Annotated in this window: 17 protein-coding genes and 1 pseudogene; 6 read left to right on the top strand and 12 right to left on the bottom strand. The window is 59.4% G+C overall.

Features of this window, described 5'->3' with window-relative positions:
* Nucleotides 1–320: 320 nt before the first annotated feature.
* Entirely contained in the window at nt 321–3,368 is a 3,048-nt protein-coding gene (locus ABQ278_RS06745) for a TonB-dependent receptor (protein WP_349321796.1), read from the bottom strand.
* A 424-nt stretch (nt 3,369–3,792) separates the two neighbouring features.
* Nucleotides 3,793–5,889 carry a catalase gene (locus ABQ278_RS06740; RefSeq protein ID WP_349321795.1) on the bottom strand — a complete coding sequence of 699 codons (2,097 nt, stop codon included), beginning with the start codon at nt 5,887–5,889 and terminating at the stop codon, nt 3,793–3,795.
* A gap of 96 nt (nt 5,890–5,985) precedes the next feature.
* On the opposite strand from ABQ278_RS06740, the gene ABQ278_RS06735 reads away from it, so the two are divergent.
* Nucleotides 5,986–6,456 (top strand): hypothetical protein, encoded by a 471-nt coding sequence (locus ABQ278_RS06735; protein ID WP_349321794.1) that lies wholly within the window; start codon nt 5,986–5,988, stop codon nt 6,454–6,456.
* On the opposite strand, the gene ABQ278_RS06730 is transcribed toward ABQ278_RS06735, so the two are convergent.
* Both ABQ278_RS06730 and ABQ278_RS06725 read right to left on the bottom strand, forming a co-directional pair.
* A complete protein-coding gene (locus ABQ278_RS06730) occupies nt 6,453–6,662 on the bottom strand; it encodes a hypothetical protein (RefSeq protein WP_349321793.1) in 210 nt (69 codons plus the stop codon). The genes ABQ278_RS06735 and ABQ278_RS06730 overlap by 4 nt on opposite strands.
* 107 nt (nt 6,663–6,769) lie before the next feature.
* Nucleotides 6,770–7,570, bottom strand: coding sequence for a M12 family metallopeptidase (locus ABQ278_RS06725; protein ID WP_349321792.1), 801 nt, complete (start codon nt 7,568–7,570; stop codon nt 6,770–6,772).
* Nucleotides 7,571–7,651: 81 nt separating this feature from the next.
* Here ABQ278_RS06725 and ABQ278_RS06720 point away from each other — a divergent pair, with 81 nt between their 5' ends.
* The gene (locus tag ABQ278_RS06720) at nt 7,652–8,137 is read left to right on the top strand and encodes a polyhydroxyalkanoate granule-associated phasin (RefSeq protein ID WP_349321791.1); all 486 of its coding nucleotides are present in this window, start codon (nt 7,652–7,654) and stop codon (nt 8,135–8,137) included.
* Between the two features lie 113 nt (nt 8,138–8,250).
* On the opposite strand, the gene ABQ278_RS06715 is transcribed toward ABQ278_RS06720, so the two are convergent.
* From ABQ278_RS06715 to ABQ278_RS06695, 5 genes and pseudogenes are all read right to left on the bottom strand, one after another.
* On the bottom strand, nt 8,251–8,505 hold the full coding sequence (locus ABQ278_RS06715) for a DUF3422 family protein (protein WP_349321790.1): 255 nt from the start codon (nt 8,503–8,505) through the stop codon (nt 8,251–8,253).
* Between the two features lie 118 nt (nt 8,506–8,623).
* Nucleotides 8,624–9,463: pseudogene (locus tag ABQ278_RS06710) on the bottom strand (DUF3422 family protein); the annotation flags it as partial.
* A gap of 153 nt (nt 9,464–9,616) precedes the next feature.
* Nucleotides 9,617–10,633, bottom strand: a complete 1,017-nt coding sequence (locus ABQ278_RS06705) for a cupin-like domain-containing protein (RefSeq protein ID WP_349321789.1) — start codon at nt 10,631–10,633, stop codon at nt 9,617–9,619.
* A 1-nt stretch (nt 10,634) separates the two neighbouring features.
* Nucleotides 10,635–11,435 carry a GDSL-type esterase/lipase family protein gene (locus ABQ278_RS06700; RefSeq protein WP_349321788.1) on the bottom strand — a complete coding sequence of 267 codons (801 nt, stop codon included), beginning with the start codon at nt 11,433–11,435 and terminating at the stop codon, nt 10,635–10,637.
* Between the two features lie 17 nt (nt 11,436–11,452).
* The gene (locus ABQ278_RS06695; RefSeq protein WP_349321787.1) at nt 11,453–13,849 is read right to left on the bottom strand and encodes a glycoside hydrolase family 3 N-terminal domain-containing protein; all 2,397 of its coding nucleotides are present in this window, start codon (nt 13,847–13,849) and stop codon (nt 11,453–11,455) included.
* Nucleotides 13,850–14,028: 179 nt separating this feature from the next.
* Here ABQ278_RS06695 and ABQ278_RS06690 point away from each other — a divergent pair, with 179 nt between their 5' ends.
* The 3 genes from ABQ278_RS06690 to ABQ278_RS06680 are packed head-to-tail and all read left to right on the top strand — an operon-like array spanning nt 14,029 to nt 17,373.
* Nucleotides 14,029–15,105, top strand: a complete 1,077-nt coding sequence (locus tag ABQ278_RS06690) for an endo-1,4-beta-xylanase (RefSeq protein WP_349321786.1) — start codon at nt 14,029–14,031, stop codon at nt 15,103–15,105.
* 4 nt (nt 15,106–15,109) lie between these two features.
* Nucleotides 15,110–16,777 carry a family 43 glycosylhydrolase gene (locus ABQ278_RS06685; RefSeq protein WP_349321785.1) on the top strand — a complete coding sequence of 556 codons (1,668 nt, stop codon included), beginning with the start codon at nt 15,110–15,112 and terminating at the stop codon, nt 16,775–16,777.
* A 44-nt stretch (nt 16,778–16,821) separates the two neighbouring features.
* Nucleotides 16,822–17,373 (top strand): hypothetical protein, encoded by a 552-nt coding sequence (locus ABQ278_RS06680; protein WP_349321784.1) that lies wholly within the window; start codon nt 16,822–16,824, stop codon nt 17,371–17,373.
* Between the two features lie 13 nt (nt 17,374–17,386).
* Here the strand turns inward: ABQ278_RS06680 and ABQ278_RS06675 are convergent, their stop codons facing one another.
* From ABQ278_RS06675 to ABQ278_RS06665, 3 genes are all read right to left on the bottom strand, one after another.
* Nucleotides 17,387–19,501 (bottom strand): exo-alpha-sialidase, encoded by a 2,115-nt coding sequence (locus ABQ278_RS06675; RefSeq protein WP_349321783.1) that lies wholly within the window; start codon nt 19,499–19,501, stop codon nt 17,387–17,389.
* 142 nt (nt 19,502–19,643) lie between these two features.
* Nucleotides 19,644–20,300: an OmpW family outer membrane protein gene (locus ABQ278_RS06670; RefSeq protein WP_349321782.1), complete on the bottom strand. Its 657-nt coding sequence runs from the start codon at nt 20,298–20,300 to the stop codon at nt 19,644–19,646.
* Nucleotides 20,301–20,401: 101 nt separating this feature from the next.
* Nucleotides 20,402–20,728, bottom strand: a complete 327-nt coding sequence (locus tag ABQ278_RS06665; protein WP_349321781.1) for a metalloregulator ArsR/SmtB family transcription factor — start codon at nt 20,726–20,728, stop codon at nt 20,402–20,404.
* Nucleotides 20,729–20,824: 96 nt separating this feature from the next.
* Between ABQ278_RS06665 and ABQ278_RS06660 the strand changes: the two genes are divergently transcribed.
* On the top strand, nt 20,825–21,445 hold the full coding sequence (locus tag ABQ278_RS06660) for a DUF4166 domain-containing protein (protein ID WP_349321780.1): 621 nt from the start codon (nt 20,825–20,827) through the stop codon (nt 21,443–21,445).
* Nucleotides 21,446–21,470: the final 25 nt, after the last annotated feature.

The raw sequence follows: 21,470 nt of genomic DNA, 5'->3' as shown, positions 1-21,470 counted from the left end.
ACTCGCAAATTTAGTTCAGATTCTTCTTGCACTACGGACGGCAACCACAGAAGAGCGCCGATCTGATCCAATCAGATCGGAACACGCTCTAGGCTCAGGCCCCGCCTGTTCAGACGTAAAAACACCCCGCGACCTGATGATCGCGGGGTGTTTCCGTTTTGGGAAGGGCGCGCCAACACCCTCCCCGCTTTTCATCCGGCCTGCGGCAACCCGGAGAGGAAGCCAAACCGGACAAAACTCATACAATTGTCCGTAGACACATTATCCGTCTTTCGCAATGGAAAATCGTATATTGTATCTCAAATAACAAGAGCGTTGCCTTAGAAACTCATATCGAAACCGAGGCGCACATAACGTGGCGTGGTGTAGCTGGTCACCTTGCCGTAGTTATCGTCCACATCGTAACTGTAATCGATCTCGTGCTGGATATAGTATCCCGTCACAGCCTTGTCGTTGAAAAGATTGAAGATATCAGCGCGCAGGACCAGTTCGCCCCGCTGATCGGAAGCACGTTGCACCGTATAGCGCAACGACAGATCGACCGTCTTTGTCCAGTCGGTCTTCAGACCCGTACCGCGTTTGGAGGCTTCGCCATCACAATAATAGGTGACAGAACCGTAATAGAACTCCGTGGCGTCTTCGTTAGAGTAGGAGCCAAGGCAGGACAGATGCGCCGGCGACTGAACCAGCAGGTTGGCGCCCACCAGGAAGTTTGGCGTCACCTGATAACTGCCCCACAGCTTGACCGTATGGGCGCGGTGGTTCGGCAGAAGGCCGGTCGCGTTGTCGGTCAGGCCGAGATAATCGTAGTCGATCGTGGCGCCGGCATCTTCCTGAACCGAATTGCCAACATCAGACTTCACCGTACCTTCGTAGTTTCCATAGGAACGCGACCAGGTGTACGAACCCTGCAGGCCCCAGACGCCATCGAAGGCGCGCTTGAAGTTGAAGGTCAGGGCCTTGTACTCACGCTTGGCCTTTGGGAAAGTCAGGCCGGTAAGCGTGATGACCTTCTGCTCGGTTTCGCCCGCCAGAGGCTGCTTCAGACGAATGGTGACGCTGTCACTACCCGGATTCCAGACATAGTAATTGTTGGTCGAGGCATAATCGTCCGTGCTGTAACCGTTGGCCACCAGCCATTCGTTGATCTGGTCGGTGAAGTCGGTGTCTTCCGAAATACGCGTCAGGTTGCGGTAGGTGGCGTTGACACCGACTGTCCAGAGATCATTGATGCGCAGGTCGGCTCCCAGGATGAACTCGTCTTCCGCCGTAGCCTTAAGGCCCAGCGCCGTTTTGGCATTGGCCGGCTCTTGCGAACCATCGCCGTAATAGGAACACGAAGAACTGGATTGCACGTCAGCGGGAATACCCGCCGAGCCGGTTGTATCGGCTGCCGCATAGCACGAGTCCAGAACATTGTAGCTGGTCCCGGTGCCGGTGGGCAGACCGGTGACAGCATCAAGCGCACCGTCGGCAGTCGAATTGTAGCGCGTGTATTGCAGATAATAGAGGTCCTTGCCGCGATAACCAAGGTTCATCGCCGGCGGCACATAGTATTTGCCGTAATTGCCGTAGATACGCAGATTACCGTCGCCGAACCAGTCATAACTGAAACCGAGGCGCGGCCCCCAGTTATCTTCCAGATCCATATATTGCTCGCCCGACAGGTTGGTCTGCTTGAAGATATCGTCGCGCAGACCAATCTGCAGGTTGAGACGCTCCGTGACATCCCACGAGTTCTGGATATAGGCCGACTGGTTCTGCGAACTGACGTGGCCGCCAAACACGCCATAGGTGGTGTAGAAATAGCTGCCGGAACGGATGCTGTAATAGATGGGATCCGTGCCGGTATAGCGGGAGGTCTTTTCCATCTCCAGGTCTTCCTGGTCGATACCAAAGCGCAGGTGGTGCTTGCCCAAGGCATTGAAGCGCATGTCACCATCCAGACGATAGAAGGTACGCTGGGTTTCGGCCTGGGTAATGCTGGAGAACGGCTGCGTTGTCGATATCCGTGACCAGCCATAGCTATCGGTGGATTCGATGTAGCCATACTGACGGACATAGTTGTCGGTCGTGTTTTCCGGCGTGAAGTTGTCGACATCCTTGCTGACACCATAGGCCGCCGAGACCGTGAACCAGTCATTGACCGCACCCGTATATTTCAACACGTAATTGTCGCCACCGGTTTCATAGAAACCACGGCCATTGGCGATGGCATCGTCGACCGAACGTGTCGCATCATCGTATTGATACGTGGTCTGGGTGGTCGTGGTCTTGGTGGAAAAATAGGTCAGTTCAAGGTGCTGGGTCGGCGTGATATAGCCGTCCAGTTTCAAGCCATAAAACGGATCGTCTGCCTGATATTTGGAATAGATGCCGCTCTGGATACCGGCTGAAGTGCTGCGTGTGTCGTTAACCGAATACATGGCGTAGGCAAACAACTTGTCCTTGATCAGGGCGCCACTGACTTCCGCGGTCGTCGAACTGCTGTTGGAGGTATTGAACTCACCACGCGACGAATAGGTATCGTGGGCATTAGCGCGCAGACCGTCATAGGCAAAATTACCATGCAGCGCGAATTTGAACTCATTCGACCCCGACTTGGTGACCGCATTGACCACACCGCCGGTGGCGCGACCGAATTCGGCCGAATAACCGCCGCTTTTCACCTCGATCGTCTTGTAGAAATCGAACGGCACTTGCGCGGAACTGACATAGGTATCCGGATTGGTGATATTCAGACCGTTAATATAATAGGCATTTTCGGCAACCGAGGCGCCACCGATCGAAACCACATCACCGAAACCCGATTTCCCCTTGGTAACGGTAGGCGCCATCATCATGACCGCGGACAGGCTGCGGCCCACCGGCTGGGTTTTGACCAGGGTATCGACATCGACCACGAGGCCGGTCGTCGTCTTGGTGAAATCCTGGCGAGCACGCTTGCCCTTGACGACGACCGTCTGCGTGCCCTCTGGCGTCAGGGCATAGGTGAAGCGGCTTTCCGAACTGATGACCACCGTGGCGGCATCGGTATAATCATTATACCCCTGAGCCTTGATATGCACCGTGTAATCGCCCGCAGGCAGAAGCGACAGACTGAAGCGCCCTGAAGAATCGGTCGTCAGATCGCGCGTTACGCCCTGAGCGTTGGAAGTCAGCGTAATCGAGGCGCCAACGACAGGCTTGCCATCGGCATCGGTCACTGTGCCAACCAGCGACCCCGAGGTATAGTCCTGCGCCTGCGCTTCCACGGGTGCCAGGGCGCTGACGACCGTGGCCAGTAAGGCCGGGGCCAGCATCGCGCCGCACAAGGTGGTGGTGGCCATCAGTCCCGTTCGGATAGTCTTGGAAGGTATCGATTTCATTTTTTTCTCTCCTAAAAAGCGGGCTTAAAAAAGGTCCCGACCCGCGTTTCTGGAGACAAGTAGACAGGCGCCGTCACAAATACGTCAATCCAACATTACGAATAGTTTAATATCAAAAGAAACCTGTTCTAATAAAGATACATATAAAACTATCGCAATATAGAAAATAACACTTTTTAGACAAAAATATCTTTGTTTGTTTTCACAATGTAACGATTTACGCGCTGCACAATGTGTATTTCAATTTTGTATAATTGAAACTATTGTAAAATATTGCTTCAAGTAATATCGATATTTTTCAATTTAAACATAAAAGCCGCAATTTGTTACGCATCCGACACCGAGCTTACAACCCGACACAAAACGACAAGCCGGACGCACCTCAGGTGCGCCCGGCCAGCTTCTGTTTTGAAATGGAAACCTGTTAAGCCAAGGTGCGGACGCCCGGCTCGCGATCAAAATAGCGCTTGCCCCCGGCCTTGGGCAGGTCTTTCAGCGCCACAATACCGGCGTCCGGCACCACGCCCGCCTTATCGAGCAGGGCCTGCGCCGCCGGCGTGTGGGCGATCGCCTTGAGGTGCCCGAAGGCGTCCATAACGAACTGCACAGCCGCGCTCTCCTTAAGCAAGGCGGCGGTCGCCTCTTCTGACAGCACCAGCGCGACAGCGTCGAAAATCTGCGAGGGCGAACCGGCCAACTGGCCATCCGCCTTGACGGCCTTACCGTCTGACAATGTGGTTTTCCCCACCTTCGGCGCCACCACCACCGCCTTGCCACCGGCATCCTGCACCGCCTTGATAAGCGTCTGCAAGGCCTCGGCATCGCTGCCGTCATGGATCAGGATGCCTACCTGGCGACCTTCAAGCGTTGCCTTCAGCTTTTTCTGAAGGCTGAGGGCCGGTGAAGCGTCCAGATCGACAGGGGCTCGCGCCGCCGGATTAGCGTCCGGCGCGTCAATGCCAAGTCCATCGGCGACCCGCCTGGCCAGGTCTTCATCGACATTGCGCAGATTGGCCACCGTGCGGGTCTGGACGGACGCGATACCGACCTTGGAGAGCTCAAACACGAAGCTGGACGCGATATGCGCCCGCTCATTATCCGTCTGCGATATCCAGAACAGGCGCGCCTGCGAATAGTGGTCGGCGAAAAGCTCAGGCCGAACGCGCAGCTTAGGCCCCTGCTCGTCATGATCCGCCCGCCCCTCCAAGCTGGTAAAGCCGGTGGCCGGACATTCGCGCGGCCCGCCCTCTTCCCCCTGCGCCGCCAGCGAGTTCGGCTCATAATTGGCCCGTCCCTTGGGAACCTGCATCTGCATCATGCCGTCGCGCTGGAAATTGTGCATCGGGCATTTCGGGGCATTGACCGGAATCTGGTGGAAGTTGGCGGTGCCGAGACGCGATTTCTGCGTATCGAGATAGGAGAACAGCCGGCCTTGCAGCAGCGGATCGTTCGAGAAGTCGATGCCGGGCACGATATTGGCCGGGCAATAGGCCACCTGCTCGGTTTCGGCGAAGAAGTTGTCCGGGTTGCGATCCAGCACCATGCGGCCGACAATGCGCAAGGGCAGCACTTCTTCGGGAATGAGCTTGGTCGAGTTGAGCACATCATAGGGCTGGCTGTCGGCGAAGGCCTGATCGAAGACCTGAAGGCCCAGTTCCCATTCGGGGAAGTTGCCGGTGTCGATCGCCTCATAGAGATCACGGCGATGGTAGTCATTATCCGCTGCCTGAAGCTTCAGCGCCTCGTCCCACAGGGTCGATTGCGCGCCGAGCTTGGGCCGCCAGTGGAACTTGACGAAGCTCTCCTTGCCCTCGGCATTGACCATGACGAAGGTGTGGATGCCGAAGCCCTCCATCATGCGTAAGCTGCGCGGAAGGGTGCGGTCCGACATCGCCCACATCAGCATATGGGTGGTCTCCGGCATCAGCGACGCGAAATCCCAGAAGGTATCGTGCGCCGAACCGGCCTGCGGATAGGCCTTGTCGGCCTCCATCTTGACTGCATGGATCAGGTCGGGGAACTTGATGGCGTCCTGGATGAAGAAGACCGGAATGTTGTTGCCGACCAGATCCCAGTTGCCTGCCTGGGTGTAGAACTTGACCGCGAAACCGCGCACGTCACGCGGGGTATCGACGCTGCCCGCACCACCGGCCACCGTGGAGAAGCGCGTGAACACCGGCGTTTTTTCGCCGACGCGCTGGAACAGGTCGGCTTTCGTGAGGTCGGCCAGGGATTCGGTCAGCTCGAAATAGCCATGGGCGCCGGAACCGCGGGCATGGACGATGCGTTCCGGAATGCGCTCGTGGTCGAAATGGAAGATCTTTTCGCGCAGCACAAAGTCTTCGAGCAGGGCCGGCCCGCGCGCGCCGGCCTTGAGGCTGTTCTGGTTATCTGAAACGCGAATGCCCTGGTTGGTGGTCAGATGCGCGCTTTCGCGTGTCGGGCTGTGTTCAGCGCCCTCATGATGCACCTGCTGGTGGGTTTCGCCGCCCTTGCCTTGCGTGGTATCGAACGTATCCATGGTATCGCCCTGTGTTTGAAGATGTGCCCTAGATGGCGTCCACCACCCGTAAGGAAGCCATGCCTATGCCCGCACGCGCCGTAAGGAGATTGTAAGTTGGATATCAGTGCGTTTCAGCCCATCGAGGCCATTACGGCGGATACGCCCGAAGAGGCCGACCGCCTGCGCGGTCTGGCGGTCGAAGCGCTCGATTATATTCAGAGCTTTGTCTGGTGCCCGCCCCTGCGTCAGGTGCTTCTGGCCTATGGTATTGACGGGGTTATCGGCCTGTTTCTGGTCCGTTTCGCCGAGCCGGCCGGCGGTGTCGATGATGCGCTATGGGTGGTGAGCGGCGATGTGCCGCCGGCCTATTTTGTTACTGACGAGGCGCCGACACCGCTTGAGGCACTCACCACCTATTGCGATCTGATGGACGGCTGGGTGGAGGCGGTGCTCGATGATGGCGATCTGGATGAGGCTTTCCCGGTCAATCTAACGCCCACGCCCGAACATGCCGTGGCTTTGCGCGCACAGCTTGGTTTCATCCGGCAGCTTGTCTCTAACCAGAGCTTACACGGCCAGCCTTAGCGACTTGCGCGCCGTCCATGCCCGAGTGGCGCCTGGATCGACAGGATGCGCGGCGCCTCAGGATTATGCGACAAGGGTGAGCCGCACTCGGCATAGAGCCATTCCCCCACTGCATAGATGGCAGGTTTCAGGCGCTTGCGAATGACCAGTTGCGGACGCATGTCCCCTTCCAGTTCGACCCAGCAGCAATCGTAAAGCTTATCCATACCCTCAACTCACCCGCGCCGGCGCTTCCCTGCCCGCTTCGGTTTACAAACCCGCCTTCTGGTGAGCGTCCCGTGTTCCGCATGTGTTCCTTATGATGCAGCGCTTGTCAATGCACGAATGTTTCGACGCGCTGAAAGCGACGAACGATGGCCGCGTCATCCTGACTGATCGCGCACTTTTGCCCAACCATTAGGCAGCGCTCCGGCAAACTCGAGAACTGAGTGCGGCAAATCTTGAGCGCTTCCTGCCCTTTGGCAGTCAGAGTAAAAATACGCCCCCATCGCTTATCCTCACGATGACGCGGCGTTTGGTTGGCAAGATAGTGCATGTTCGAACAGGGATCATAGTCCGATGACATCTGCACCTTCACCTTGGGAAAGGCGTTGCGAACATCCCGGCAAACCGCGCTGAGAGACAGGCCGCAATCATCGAGATAGGTTTGCAGGAAGGGTTCCAGACGAATATAAGCATCGCGGTCAGGCCGCTGGTGCTCATGCATCAGCCCAAGCACATGGCCAAACTCGTGCAGCACCGAACCGTATGAAGCGCGGGGCTCAATCTGAAGACGATTGACCATAGGCAGGTGTCCCAGCGTGGCGTTGGTGGCATTGGCATCATGAACGATATAAAGGCTGTCGAGTTCGCGTTCGTCATGGACAAAGCGTACCCCCGTCGCCGCAGTCCAGGCGTCCATAGCCTTGCACGCCTTGTAGGCCTCGGTCGCCGACTTCCATCGCTTCCATCCCGTACAGTCCTTACCCGAAGCACCGGCAGATTTGAGCAATACAGCATCAAAGTGGTAAGGCACGGTCGCCTGCGGCCACGGCTTCGTGCCCTCCTGAACTGCCGCAGCCCGAACCTCTACCGGCATTAGAAACAGCAGCGTCAAAACCGCCAAAAATCTCATATGTCCCCTCATACCGGCATTGTAATGAAAATTATCAAACCCGCATCGTTTTCTTATGCGATGCGGCGTTTTACTGGCGCCATGACACGCACATCGACACTCAGTAACCCGTTCGCCCTATGGACCGATCTGGCCCTTCAAACCAGCAGCATGATGATGGCTTCGGCGCAGGTCATCCAGCACCGCACCCTGCGTATAATGAACGCCAGCACGCCGCCCAGTCCGCGTGACACGGCGGAATTCACGCTAATGGGCCAGGAAAAACTGGCGGCCGCCGCCGAGGTTTTGCAAGGCGTCACCACGCGCGCCATGACTCACGATGTGCAGGCCGGCATGAAGATCATGAAGGACATAACCGCCGTGCAGGCCGATCTGTTCAGCCTGGCCAATGCCAAAACCGTGGCTCAGGCGATGGCCCGCAATGAAAAGCTGGGGCGCAGTCTGAAACGCGCCGGCCTGACCGCCGCAACCCTTTCGGACCACACCGCCACCATGGCCTTGCGGGCGCTCAAGCCCATCCGCTCTCGCGCCATGGCCAATGCGAAGCGCTTGGGTAAATTAAAGTAAGGAAAGTTATCCACAGATTACACAGATTACACAGATTTTAGAAAGATCATACTCTGACTGATCTGGCGCGAAGCGCCGCCTCTTCAATCTGTGTAATCTGTGGATACCCTTCCCTACGCTTCCGCGTGACCAATCGACTTCTTGCGCTGGTGAATAAACCACCACGCCAGTCCGACGATCAAAAGGATAAGCGGCGCATAAATCAGGTGCGCCAGGTGCGGATCGAACAGCGGATCAATAATGTATTTCACCAGATTGAAGATGTAATAGCTGACGGCGAAGACCGACAAACCCTCGACCAGCGCCGACAGTTTCATCTGGAGCTTCGAGCGCACATTCATGCTCCTGAGCAGCCCCTGATTCTGCACCTCCAGCGATATCGATATCCGGGCCCGCAGCAGATCGCTGACGCGGCCTATGCGAGTTCGAGATATCGTCGAGCCGGCGCGATGCCGCCTCGCAGGTACGCATGGCCGGCTGCAAACGGCGCTCGATGAATTCCTGCATGGTCGAAAAACCGGCCACGCGTGTCTCGCGCAAACTCACCAGCCGGTCTTCGGTCAGGCGGGCATAGGCGTCGGTGGCGCCCTGACGGAAACGCACCGCATTGACGCGCTGCTCGACCTCGGCTGACAACGCCATCAGGCGTTCCAATATCTGTTCCTGCGACGCGCTTTGGCTGGCCATATCCGAGGTCAGCACCGCCAGCCGCGCCTCGGCGTCCTTCAGCCAGCCCATCAGGTTGCGCGCCACCGGGAAGCCCAGAAGCGCCAGCTTGCGGTAATGACCAATCTCGATCAGGGTTTGCAGCAGGCGCGACGCCTCGTCGCTTTCCAGCCCCTTGTCCTGCACATAGATGCGCCCCGCCCCGCCCTCGTGCATGCGGAAATCCGACCATATCCGCGCCGCGCCATCGAACACATCGCAGCAAACGGCCTGCGTCAGGTCGATGACCTTCTGAAGCTGCGCCTCCTTCGGCTCATAGGGCAGAACCGAGATTTCAACACTGCGGAAAACCTCGCCCGGCGCGCCTTCCAGCCAGTCGAAATCCGCTGTCCGTATCCGGCAAAAACCCAGCTCCGTTTTGGTGGCGGCATCCATGGAGATGTCGTTGTCAAAGTGCAGCCAGGTCGAGAACTCGCCATGTCGCTCCCAGATGCTGCCGTGGGTTTCGCCGATTCGCGCCAGCCGCCAGCGATCTGCCTCGCCCGGCTCAAGGCTGTCGATCCACGCGGTCTCGGCCTCACGCTGGTCGTCCGGCACCAGATAGACCCAACTGCGCACAGCGACGGGCGTCTTGTAGATGGGCAGGCTGCGCTCGTGCATCAGGTCACTGAGCGTGCGTCTCAGATTGTGGTCGCTGGGGGACATCATGATCAGGCCGTGACAGGTTTATAATTGCGGTTAACATAGCAAGGTTCGCTTATCTGCGTCATCACTTCCCGCTTCCAATTCTGACACTTATCCGAGGCGTAATCTTTACAGCCTCAGCGTCGTCTTGATCAGACCGCGCAGACGCTCACGTAAAGCCTTGGTCATCTTACCGAACGCATAGCGTCCGCTTTCGGGCAGGTGCGCCGCCGCTGCTTCAGGATCATCGAAGACATAGCGCTGCATGACCTTCTGCCAGAATTGCTTTTCGGCCGACGGCAGATCGCGCACGGCCAGTATCGCGGCGTAAAGCGCGCCAACCGGCGATACCCAGTCCGTCATATTGCTGTTCCACCAGTAATTGACGAGGACATTGAAGCCGGTCTGCGACTGGACGTGGTGCCACCAGGCATAGGGGATGAAGATGGCGTCGCCCGGTTCGAGATCACCGTATTGCGCATGCTTCAGCGCCTCTTCCAAAAGCGGGTAGCGCTCGAAATCCGGCTCCTCGATCGCGGCCATGCTGACCGGGATATTGCCAGGCGCGAAGTCAAACGGGCCCGGATAGAGATTGTCGATCTGTTCTGGTGGGAACAGGGTGAAGCGACGTTTGCCGGCCACCAGACAGGCGATATTGTGCGACGGATCGAAATGGGTCTGGGTGCGAACCTTGTTCCCCACCCACATCTTGGCGCCGAAGGTCGGACTGACCAGATCCATCGGGTTGGCGCGGTCAAAAGCCGGCATCAGTGATGTGAGTGGAATGGCCTGCGCATAGAGCGTCACCATATCCTCGCGCTCGCCATTTTCCAGCAGCCAGCCCAGCAGGTTGCTGATACGATTGCGATCACCCATGAAGTTATAGCCGGACAACTCGTCATTGTAGAAAAACCGCCCCTGCTTTGTCGCCGACAGCACGCTGATATTGACCATTTGTCCGGTCGTATCCATGGCCGAGATGTACTCTGCCACCGCGCGGTTGGAGGTTTGCGCCGCCTTGACCGCTGGCCACTCGGCGACCAGCCCCTTCATGATGACAGGCTTGCCGCCCGGAAATATCTCATTTTCAAAACGTGCGCGGTCGATCCCCTCGATGACAGGGAGTTGCTGGGTGATGAGACTCATATCAGGCCAGCGCGGCAGCGATGGCGGCCAGGGTATAGGGTGCCATGGTGGCGTAGGCGCGCGCGTTCGGGTGGACGCCATCACCGCCGAAATCCGGGCGCAAGGCACCGGCCTCGGTGGCCAGGGCGGGCCAGTAATCGACATAGGTATAGCCCTGCGATGCGCACACCGACTTGATCCACGCATTGAGCGCCACGAACTTTTCGTGCGGATTGCCGACTTCCGGCCGCCAAGGGAAATGATCGGCCGGCGGCACCGAGGCCATGATGACCTTGATGCCATAGATGGTGGCGAGATTGGCCATGGCCTGCAAGTTATTGGTGGTCGCCACCGGATCGTAAGGGTCCTGGTTTTGCGCCACGTCATTGGTGCCGGCCATGATGTGCACGGCCTTGGGGCGTAGCGCCACCACGTCAGCCATAAAACGGACGAGCATCTGCGCGCTCACCTGGCCGCCGATGCCGCGCCCGATCAGACCGTTATCGCCATAGAAGGCGCCGGACTGGCCCGGCCAGCCGTCGGTGATGGAATCGCCCATCATGACGACCTTGCGCTGCGCTTCCGGCAGATTGACGGTATCGGCATTGGCCTGACGGTAACGGCGCATCTGGGCCCAGTCCTGACCGACCGGCTGGACGGTCAGGGTCTTGGGATCATGATAATCCTGCAAGGCGGCCTGGATCGCCTGCGCCTCCGCCGTATCCTGCCCCTTGTTCTGGGCCGATGCCGCCGAAGCCAGGCCAAGCGCAGCCGTGCCCGCCAGAGCGCCGGTCAACAGATGGCGCCGTTTGATATCCGTCATGTCACTATCCCGCCCGTTTAGATGACGGTGAGAGTCGCCGTCTTCAGGTCGACACTATTCGGTCCTGCGGAGATCGTAAAGGTGCCGGGTTCGACAACGCGCTGCATATCCATGTTGTAGAATTGCAGGTCAGCCGGGGTGATGTCGAAACTGACCGTCTGGCGCTCACCCGGACTGAGGGTGATGCGCTTGAAACGCTTGAGTTCCTTGACCGGACGGGTGACCGACGAAATATCATCGCGGATATAAAGCTGCACCACTTCGTCGCCCTTGACCTTGCCGGTATTGGCGACGTCGATCGAGACCGTGACGGTCTCCGTCGTGGCGATGCTGGCCTTGGCCAGTTTGGGCGCCGAGATATCGAAGGTAGTGTAGCTCAGGCCGTAACCGAAGGGGAACAGCGGCGAGGTTTCGCCATCGAGATAGCCGCGGCGGGCCGTTGGCTTGTGATTGTAGAAGACGGGAAGCTGGCCGACGCCGCGGGCGATCGAGACCGGCAGCTTGCCGCCCGGATTGGCGCGACCGAACAGGATGTCGGCGGCAGCCCAGCCGGTTTCCTGGCCCATATACCAGCCCTCGACCAGCGCATCGGCCTTTTCATTGAGCAGGTTGACCGACAAAGGACGGCCATTGAGCAGGAAGACCACGGTCGGCTTTTTCAGCGCGAAGATGGCGGCGGCCAGATCGTTCTGGCGGCCCATCAGGTCGAGCGAATCGCGGTCGCCCAGGTGGTTGTCGGCCCAGGCTTCGCGCGAAGTCTGTTCGTTATCACCCAGCACCAAAAGGATGGTGTCCGCCGACTTGGCGGCTTCCACGGCGTCGGCGATGAGCTTGTCATTGACCGAATCCGGCGTGAAATTGATGACGTCCTGGCCCCAGATGCGTTGCTCGGTGATGCGCACGCCTTCGCTGTAGGCGACTTCGAAACCGGCCTTCTTGCCCTCGGCGGTGACGCCTTCGAGGATCGAGACGACATGGCGCGGCACGTCGGAATAGCCACCGATCGGCGTGTCCTTGGCGTGGGTGCCGAGCACCAAAAGCTTGCCGACCTTTTTCGCATCAAGCGGCAGTACGCCATTGTTTTTCAGCAGCACCACCGACCTGGTGGCGGCCTCATGCGCCAGGGCCACAGCGTCCGGCGTGGCGGTCAGGGCGTCGGCCTTCTTGGCGTCGACATACGGATTTTCAAACAGGCCCGACTGGAACTTCATTTCCAGAATACGGTGCACCACCGCATTGATCTCGTCCTCGCTGATGCGGCCGGCCTTCACCAGCTCGATCAGTTGGCCATAGGTCTGATTGTCCGGCGTTTCGATATCGACCCCGGCCTTGAAGGCGCGATAGGCCGCCTCGGTGACATTGGGCACCAGCTTGTGGCGCGAGATCATTTCGTTGATGGCGAAATAGTCGGAGACGGTGACGCCCTTGAAGCCCCACTCATCGCGCAGGATGGTGGTCAGGAGCCACTTGTTGGCGTGGCTCGGCACGCCGTCGATTTCGTTATACGACGGCATGACGGCGCGAATCTGGGTTTCCTTGACGATCTTTTCGAACGGAGGGAAGAAGTCTTCGCGCAGGGTGCGCTCGCTGACCTCAGCCGGCCCGACATTGGTGCCGTTTTCCGGCTGGCCGTGGCCGGTCATGTGTTTCAGGGTGGCGAACACCTTGTCCTTGGCCAGGGGCAGGGTCTCGCCCTGGAAGCCGATAACAGCCGCCTTACCCATTTCGCCGCAGAGATACGGATCTTCGCCATAGGTTTCCTCGATACGGCCCCAGCGCGGTTCGCGGGCGACATCGACCACCGGCGCCAGCGCGAAATTGGCGCCGCGCGCGCGCATTTCACGGGCCGCCACCGAGAAGATCTTGGTGGCCATGGACGGATCGAAAGACGAGGCCAGACCGATGGCCTGCGGGAACGAGGTGGCGTCCTTGGCGACATAGCCGTGCAGCGCTTCTTCGTGCATGATCATCGGGATGCCGAGGCGGGTCTCTTCGATGGCCCACTTCTGCATGGCATTGACGTGACTGGCGGTGTTGAAGGCGTTGCGGTTGCCCATGGCGCCGGAATCACCCGCGCCGGTCGTGGTGGCCAGGCCCTGCTGGTCGGAGGGGCGCGCCACCATGCCGAGGCCGTTCGGATAGACCTTCGACGCCTTGGCGGGATCGAACTTGCCGGTTGCGTCCTGAATATCGCCCTTTTTCTGCCAGACGCACAGGAGCTGCGCCACCTTTTCTTCCAGCGTCATCCGACCGAGCAGATCGGCAACGCGGGCATCGATGGTAAGGCTGGCGTCCTTATAGGGCAGCGTCTCTTTCTTCGCCTTGGCGGCCATGGCCGTTCCGGCGACAGCGCTCAGGGCCAGGGTTGAGGCGCCGAACAGGCGGCGTGTCAGGACGGGGGTCTTCAGCTTCATGGTATCGTTTCCCTGTTTCTACTCGGCCACCGGCCGATATCGGCGTGGCGGCCAACCCGCGCTTGACGGCGGAATTGAACGATGACACTGTTAGCGCTAACAGAATAAAATTCAACAGGGAAAATACCATGAGTTAAAATCTGTCGCGACGGGCGGCCCTGAGTCTTGGCGCCGCCACTGTGGCTGCCGGAGCCCTTGCCGGCAGCGCCCTCCCCGCCACCGCTGCCGATACCGCCACATCCCTCAAGGATTTGGCCGCTGCCAAGGGGCTGCGTTTCGGCACCGCCATTGGCATGCGGATGCTGGCCGATCCGCGCGTGCGTGAACTCGTTGTCCGTGAGTGCAATATCATCGTACCGGAAAACGAGCTGAAGCTTTACGTCACCCACAATAACGGCCCGACCGAATACAACTTCAAGCCGGCCGATGACTTGCTGGCTTTCGCCGAATCCCATCACATCGCCATGCGCGGACACAATCTGTTCTGGGCGCGCGACGAATACACCCCGCAATGGCTGAAAAGCTACGATTTCGGCTCGAAACCCAAGGTGGCCGCCGAAAAGCTGCTGCGCGACTATATCGCCAAGGTGGCCGAGCATTATGGCGAACGCCTGAACTCTTGGGATGTCGTCAATGAGACGATCGACCCCAAGACCGGCGAGGTGCGTGAAAACGCCTTCTCGCGCGTGCTCGGCATGGACACCCTGCGCATCGCCTTTGAGGCCGCGCGCGAATACATGCCAAAGACGCAACTGGTCTATAATGACTATATGAGCTGGGAAGCCGGCAACGAGAACCACCGCAAGGGCGTGCTCAAGCTGCTGCACTGGTTCCGCGACAACAAGGTACCGATCGATGCGCTGGGTGTGCAGTCCCATATCGGCAACGGTTATGATCTGCTCGGCGGCCAGGTCAATGCGTGGAAAGAGTTCCTCGATGAAACGGTGGCGCTCGATCTCGATCTGCTGATCACTGAGTTCGACGTCGACGACCAGACCATCCCGACCGGCGATATTGAGCAGCGCGACGCCATCGTCGCTACGGTCGGCCGCATCTATCTCGACCAGATGCTGAGCTACAAGCAGACCAAGGACGTGATCTTCTGGGGCATGCCCGATCAGTACAACTGGTTGCAGGGTTTCACCCCGCGCGCCGACAAGCTGCCACTGCGTCCGACGCCCTACGACGCCGATTTCAAGCCCAAACCCCTGCGCGAAGCGATCGCACAGGCCTTCAAAAACGCATCGGCAAGGTAACATCATGAAAACTCTGCTGCCAGCCCTCACCTTGCTCCTCGGCCTGTCCGGATGTGCCACCCTGCCCGCCACCGCACCGGCCGGACAGGCGGTCTTTTCTGCCATCACGCTCGATAGCCAGCGCACTGACCTGAACAAAAGTGCCACGCCGGTTTATGAAAACCCGATCCTGCCGGGCTTCTATCCCGACCCCTCGATCACCCGTGTCGATAACGACTATTACCTGATCAATTCGACCTTTGCCTACTATCCCGGCATTCCGGTCTTCCACTCACGTGATCTCGTGCACTGGCGGCAGATCGGCAACGCCATCGACCGTCCGGACATGCTCGATTTCTCCGGCCTGGCCACGTCGCGCGGCGTCTTCGCGCCCGCTATCAGCCATCACAACGGCCTGTTCTACATCATCAACACCTGCGTCGACTGCAAGGGCAATTTCGTCATCACGGCGAAGGACCCGGCCGGTCCGTGGTCCGATCCGGTGTGGCTGCCGTTTGGCGGCATCGATCCGTCGATCTTCTGGGACGATGACGGCAAGGCCTGGATCGTCTGGAACGACGGCCCCGAAGGTCAGCCGCTCTACGACGGTCACCGCGCCCTGTGGCTGCAACAGTTCGATCCGGCCACGCGTCAGATGGTCGGCGAGAAGCGCGTCCTGGTCAATGGCGGCGTCGATATCTCGAAAAAGCCTGTATGGATCGAGGGGCCGCACATCTACAAGAAGGACGGTCACTATTACCTGATGGCGGCCGAAGGCGGCACCTCGGTCAATCACTCCGAAGTCATCCTGCGCGCCGACAAGGTCACCGGCCCTTACCTGCCCTTTGCCGGCAATCCGATCCTGACCCAGCGCGAACTCGATCCGGCACGCGCCAACCCCGTCACGTCGGCGGGCCATGCCGATCTGGTCGATACGCCCGATGGCAAGTGGTATGCTGTCTTCCTCGCCACCCAGCCCTATGAGGGCGATCTCTACAATACCGGCCGAGAAACCTTCATGCTGCCGGTCGAATGGAAAGACGGCTGGCCCATCATCCTGCCGCACGGCCAGCCGATCTCGCGCACCGTCGCCTTGCCTGACCTGCCCGGCCAGCTCAAGGAATTGCACTACACCGGCTATTCGCATCACTTCGGCTACAGCTACGACTCCCGCACGCCGCTCGACTGGCTGCAGATCCGCACCCCCAAGACGCCTTTCCTGACCGTGAACCATGCCGAGACGGTCGCCTTACGCGCCCTGCCCGAAGCGGTGGGTGACAAGACCTCGCACCCGGCCTTTATCGGCCTGCGCCAGCGTCACGCCAACGCCGCCTTCACCACCACGGTCAGCTATCAGCCGACCGCAGAAGGCGATCGCGCCGGCATCATGGCCGTGCAAAACGATGACTTCTACGTCTTTTTCGGACTGGCCATGCGCGACGGCAAGCCGGTGCTGGAGGTGACGCGACGCTCAGGCCCCAATGATCCGCGCGATGGCGTTGTGGTGGCGTCGATCCCCGCCCCCGCCGGCGCCGTCAAGCTCAAGGTCGAGATCAAGGGCGGCACGGCAAGCTTCACCAGCGGTTCGACCATGGTGGCGAAAGACGTCGATGTGACAAATCTGTCAACAGCGAAGGCCGGCGGCTTTGTCGGCACGCTGATCGGCCTCTATGCCTATGGAAAAGCACCATAATTCATGTAAGCTCCCTGAAAATAAAGACGATCAGGGAGACTATCATGAATCGACGCCACCTGCTCAGGGGGGCTTGCGCCCTCATCTGCGCGCCCGCCAGCCTTTTGACCCTGCCCGCTTTGGCCCAGGACGACGATATTGCCAAGAAGCTGATCAACGATCCCGGCGGCTGGAATGTTTACGGCACCGCCCAGACCAACAAGCGCATCAAGGATGCCAAGGTCCAGGGCGGGGCTGCGCTGGAAATCAAAATCCCCGGCAACAGCGGCAATCCCTGGGACGCGGCGGCCGAAAGCCAGATCACCGGCCAGATCAGCAAGGGCGACAAGCTCGTCGTCGCCGTGTGGATGCGCGCCAAGACCGACGGCAACACGCCCGCCAATCTGACGCTGCGCCTTCAGATCAGTTCACCTCCCTATGCCTCCTTTGGTGAAAAGCCGGTCAGCGTCGGGGCTGACTGGCAAATGCAGGTCATGGAAGTCACCGCCAGCGAAGACCATGCGCCCAAGACCTCCGGCCTGAGCGTCCATCTCAACACCGGCAAGCAGACCATCTATCTCGGCCCGGCGTTTATTCTCAACATGGGCGCAACGTAAAAAACTGGCGACCTTAGTTGCCTTTCCCGACCATGACGCCGCGCCCGTCCGGCGCGACATAAAGCGTGCCGTATTCGCGCGGATCACCGGCGATGGCGCGCATCTGGCCAAAGCGGTGCGCATCATCATTGATGCGCACCCAGGTGACGCCGGCATCGTCGGAACGCCACAGGCCTTCCTCGCCCTTCACCTTACCCCACAGAAAAACCGCCGGATAATCCGCGCCGGGCGCGGCCTTGCCAAACGTCACCTGCCAGGCGACATCGACACCGGGCACCGGCTTTTGGTTATGATAAAGTGCGGCCGGGGTGGCCAGCCATAGATCGCCTTCGCGGCCCGGCACGGCGCGCAATTGCCCGCCGCCAGCCGCCACCGTAAACAGAGGCGCGAACGATGCCCCGCTATCGCGGCTGACCAAAACCGTCCCCGTGCCGCGGTCATAGGCGTAAAATACCGCGTCATTGACCTTGTCGGCGATGGCTTCCAGATCGCGCGACGGCTTGGGCCAGCCGGTCGAGAGCGTCCAGGTCTTGCCGAGGTCGTGCGAATACCAGGCGCCTTCATTTTCCGGCACCCAGACAAGAGCGCCGGCCTGACTGGAGATGGCGATCTTTCCGGCACGATGGGCGTGCCAGTCCGGCGTGTCGAGCGGCTTTGGCGCGGCAATGGGCGTCCAGCTTTCGGCGCCATCGAGCGAAATATAGCCGCGCGTATCCTCGGAATCGACGCTGCGCACGATAATGTTCGGCTTCAGGGCGGCAAAGGCGACCGACTGATTGGTCTTGTTGGTCGGCGAGAAAAGCCCGTGCGACGGTGTCTTCGTCAGGTCGGTAAAGGCCGAGCCAGCGACATCACCCGCCGCCATCAGCACCTTCGGCCCTGCGGAAGGACTTTCCAGACCAAGAATAACGGTTTCTTCGAGATTATTGTTTTCAAAGGTGAAATCGACCTTCTGCTGACGCGCCAGATTATCGAGATTTTGCGTCATCCAGACGCCATAACCGGTGCCGTAGAGCAGTTCTTTCGGATTGAACGGATTGATCTTCACCCCATCCATCCAGTGCCCCATATTCTGGCGGGCTACTGCGTCTTCATCATGCCCCCCCATATAGTCGCGCAGCCACGGATGGGTTTGGCTGTGATGCACGGCCTGCGGCCCGACTGGTGTCCAGCGCGCGCCGCCATCCGTGCTGATGTAGAGGTCGTCACCGCTGCCGCTGTAGCGATCCGACGTCGAGACGATCAGCGTGCCCTGCGGCGACAGATCGAGACCGGAATAGCCGAAGGGCGCTTCCTTCGATGGCTTTGCCGGCGTGATGTCGCGCCACGTATCACCCGTCAGCTTCCACACCGCGCCATCGGTGACGCCATGCGGGCCGAGATTGTCGCTGAAAGTGGCATAGAGGACGCCGTCGTTACTCAGCGCCATCTGGTGCGGGATCATCTTCGGCGAACCCGGCACGGCGGCAAAGGTATGGCCGCCATCGCTGCTGCGGTAAAGCCCCTCGCCGACCTCGCCTGAGCCGATATAGAGTGTCTTGCCGGAGACCAGCATGGTCGTGACTGATTTTTGCGCATAGCTCGTGCGCGTAAAGCTGACGCCGCGATCATGGCTGACCCACAGCCCGTCCTGATTCGTGCCGAGCCAGAGCGTGTCGCTGTCAGACGGATCGACCTGCAAGCGCTCGCCCGTGCCACGCCCCATGGCATTGCCGCCAAGCTTGAACGGCAGGCGCGTGATGCTCCAGGTCGCGCCCTGATCTTTGGAACGCACCACGGCACCATTGGGGACGCGCGCATTCAGATAAAGCCCGCAGGTGGCGTAAAGACGCTCCGGCTTCTGCGGGTCAACGGCCATGGTCATGACGCCCATGCAGTCCCAGTCGTCCTTGCCGAAACCGTCCATCAGCGGAACCCAGCGCTTACCGGCATAGTCGAAACGGTACATGCCGCCGACATCGGTGCGGGTATAAAGGATACCGGCTTTTTTCGGATGGTAGAGGAAGCCATCGACGAAGCCCCCGCCCTGAAAGGGTATGGTCTTCCACTCATAGGGCCGGGCATTGGCCGCGCCACCTGCAGCGATCAAAACCGACAGAATACCTGCGAAAAGGTGCTTCCCCATCATGTCCTGCTCCCTGACCATTATCGTTGTTCAGGGCATGTTAGCGATACCGTCACAATTTGCCATATAAAAAGGTGCTTCACCCATAAAAAAACGGCGGCCTGCTCGAACAGGGCCGCCGCAGTCTGAGGGACTTTAAAACGGGTTAGAAGCGATAGGCGATACCGGCGGACGCCACGATGGGATCAAGATCGACCTTGGAGACCAGAGCGCCGTCATTGATGCGGGCGTCGGTGTTATAGAAGACCTTCTTGACGTCGAGATTGAGCGACCAGGGGCCTTTCAGCGCCACATCGACACCGGCCTGTACCGCCGTGCCCAGACCGCTCTTCAGGCGCACCTTGAAGCCGTTCTGATCCTTGCCACCGTACCAGTTCATATAGTTGACGCCGGCGCCGACATAGGGGCTGACCTTACCGGCCGGATTGAAGTGATATTGCAGGGTCACCACCGGCGGCAACACCCAGGTTTCGTGCACTTCGACGTCGGTAGACGGCCCAACGGCCTTGATCTGGTGCTTCGAGGTGCCAAGAATGCCTTCGACCGCGATGTGATCGGTGAAGAAATAGCTGAAGCCGAGCGTCGGCACGGTGCTGTTGTTGACATCGACGTTCAGGCCGGAATCAACGCCCGCCGCCGTCTTGATGTCGCCGCTTTCGTCCGGCGCCACCGTGGTGATGCGGGCGGCGACAATGATGGTGCCCTTTTGCTTCGGCTTGAAATCGGCCGCGTGGCCTGCGCCTGCGCCGGCGGCCAGCGCCAGAATACCAAGGCCTGCGAGTGTTTTCAGAATATGTGTCATGACAGCCATTCTCCTTCTTTGCTGAGGTGATGGCGATCATATATCCACAAATTTTCTATGGGTAACCTGCGCATTCTGACGCGCGTCAGGCTGTCGCAGGTCTAATCCTGATCGCTCTTCGCCTTGGCGGCGCTTTCCTCGCGCAAGGGTTTGCGCGTCGGGCAAACCTCCTGCAGGTAGCCATCGAGCGAATTGACGATATGCTCTTCCACGATGCTGTAATGGATAAACTTGCCCTTCTTGACGCTGGAGATCAGGCCGGCGTTTTCGAGGATGCTCAGGTGCTTGGAGAGCGACGGCTTGGCCATGTCGAAGCGCTCGGCGATTTCCCCCGCCGTCATGGTCGATTTCGACAGATAGGCCAGGATCTTGAGCCGTGGCTCGGAGGCCATGGCCGCGAAGATTTTAGCCGCTTGTACCGCACGCATTACATTTAGCCTATTGACGAATTGTTTTTGACATTATAACGATTAGATTATTAGCTAAATGTAATTCAATTCGCAGAAAAAGTCAAGGGTACGCGGATGTTGGCGGTACGCAAAAGCCAGGTTTTACAGGATGAGGAAGGCCTTTTGCCAAGGCTTCTGGGGAACGCATGGCGACGCCTGCATCCATCGGTCCAGGCGCGCTTTGCCCACGAACCGGAACACCCCATCCTTTATGAGGGCGTGATGGAGACGGTCCATTGCTCGCGCGCCGGCTGGCTGTTCGCGCAACTGACCCGCCTGATCGGCAATCCGCTGACATCCCGTCGCGGCCAAAAGGTGCCGATGCAGGTGCGCCTTACCCGGCGCGAAGGCGGCGGGGTTTGGTGGCAGCGCACCTATGGCTTTGCCCGCCCCTTCACGGTGGTTTCCGCCAAGCGCGAAAACGCCCGGGGCCAGCTTTGCGAATATGTCGGGCTCGGGTTCGGCATGCGGTTGCGCGCCTATGAGAAGGACGGCGCCCTGCATTTCACAAGCGAGCGCTATTTCTGGGAACTCGCCGGTGTGCAAATCCCCTTGCCGCACTGGCTGTCACCGGGTGAAACCCATGTTAGCCACACCGATCTTGGCGGCGGCGACTTCCGCTTCACCATCGCCATGGATCACCGCCAGCTCGGCCGCACCTTTTACCAGACCGGCATCTTCCGTCAGGTGCTCTAAGGTGCCATATGTGGCCGAACTCACT

The sequence above is a fragment of the Asticcacaulis sp. MM231 genome (assembly GCF_964186625.1).
GTDB lineage: Bacteria > Pseudomonadota > Alphaproteobacteria > Caulobacterales > Caulobacteraceae > Asticcacaulis.
The sequence above is the reverse complement of the archived record's forward strand: the minus strand, read 5'-3'. Positions and strand labels throughout refer to the sequence as shown.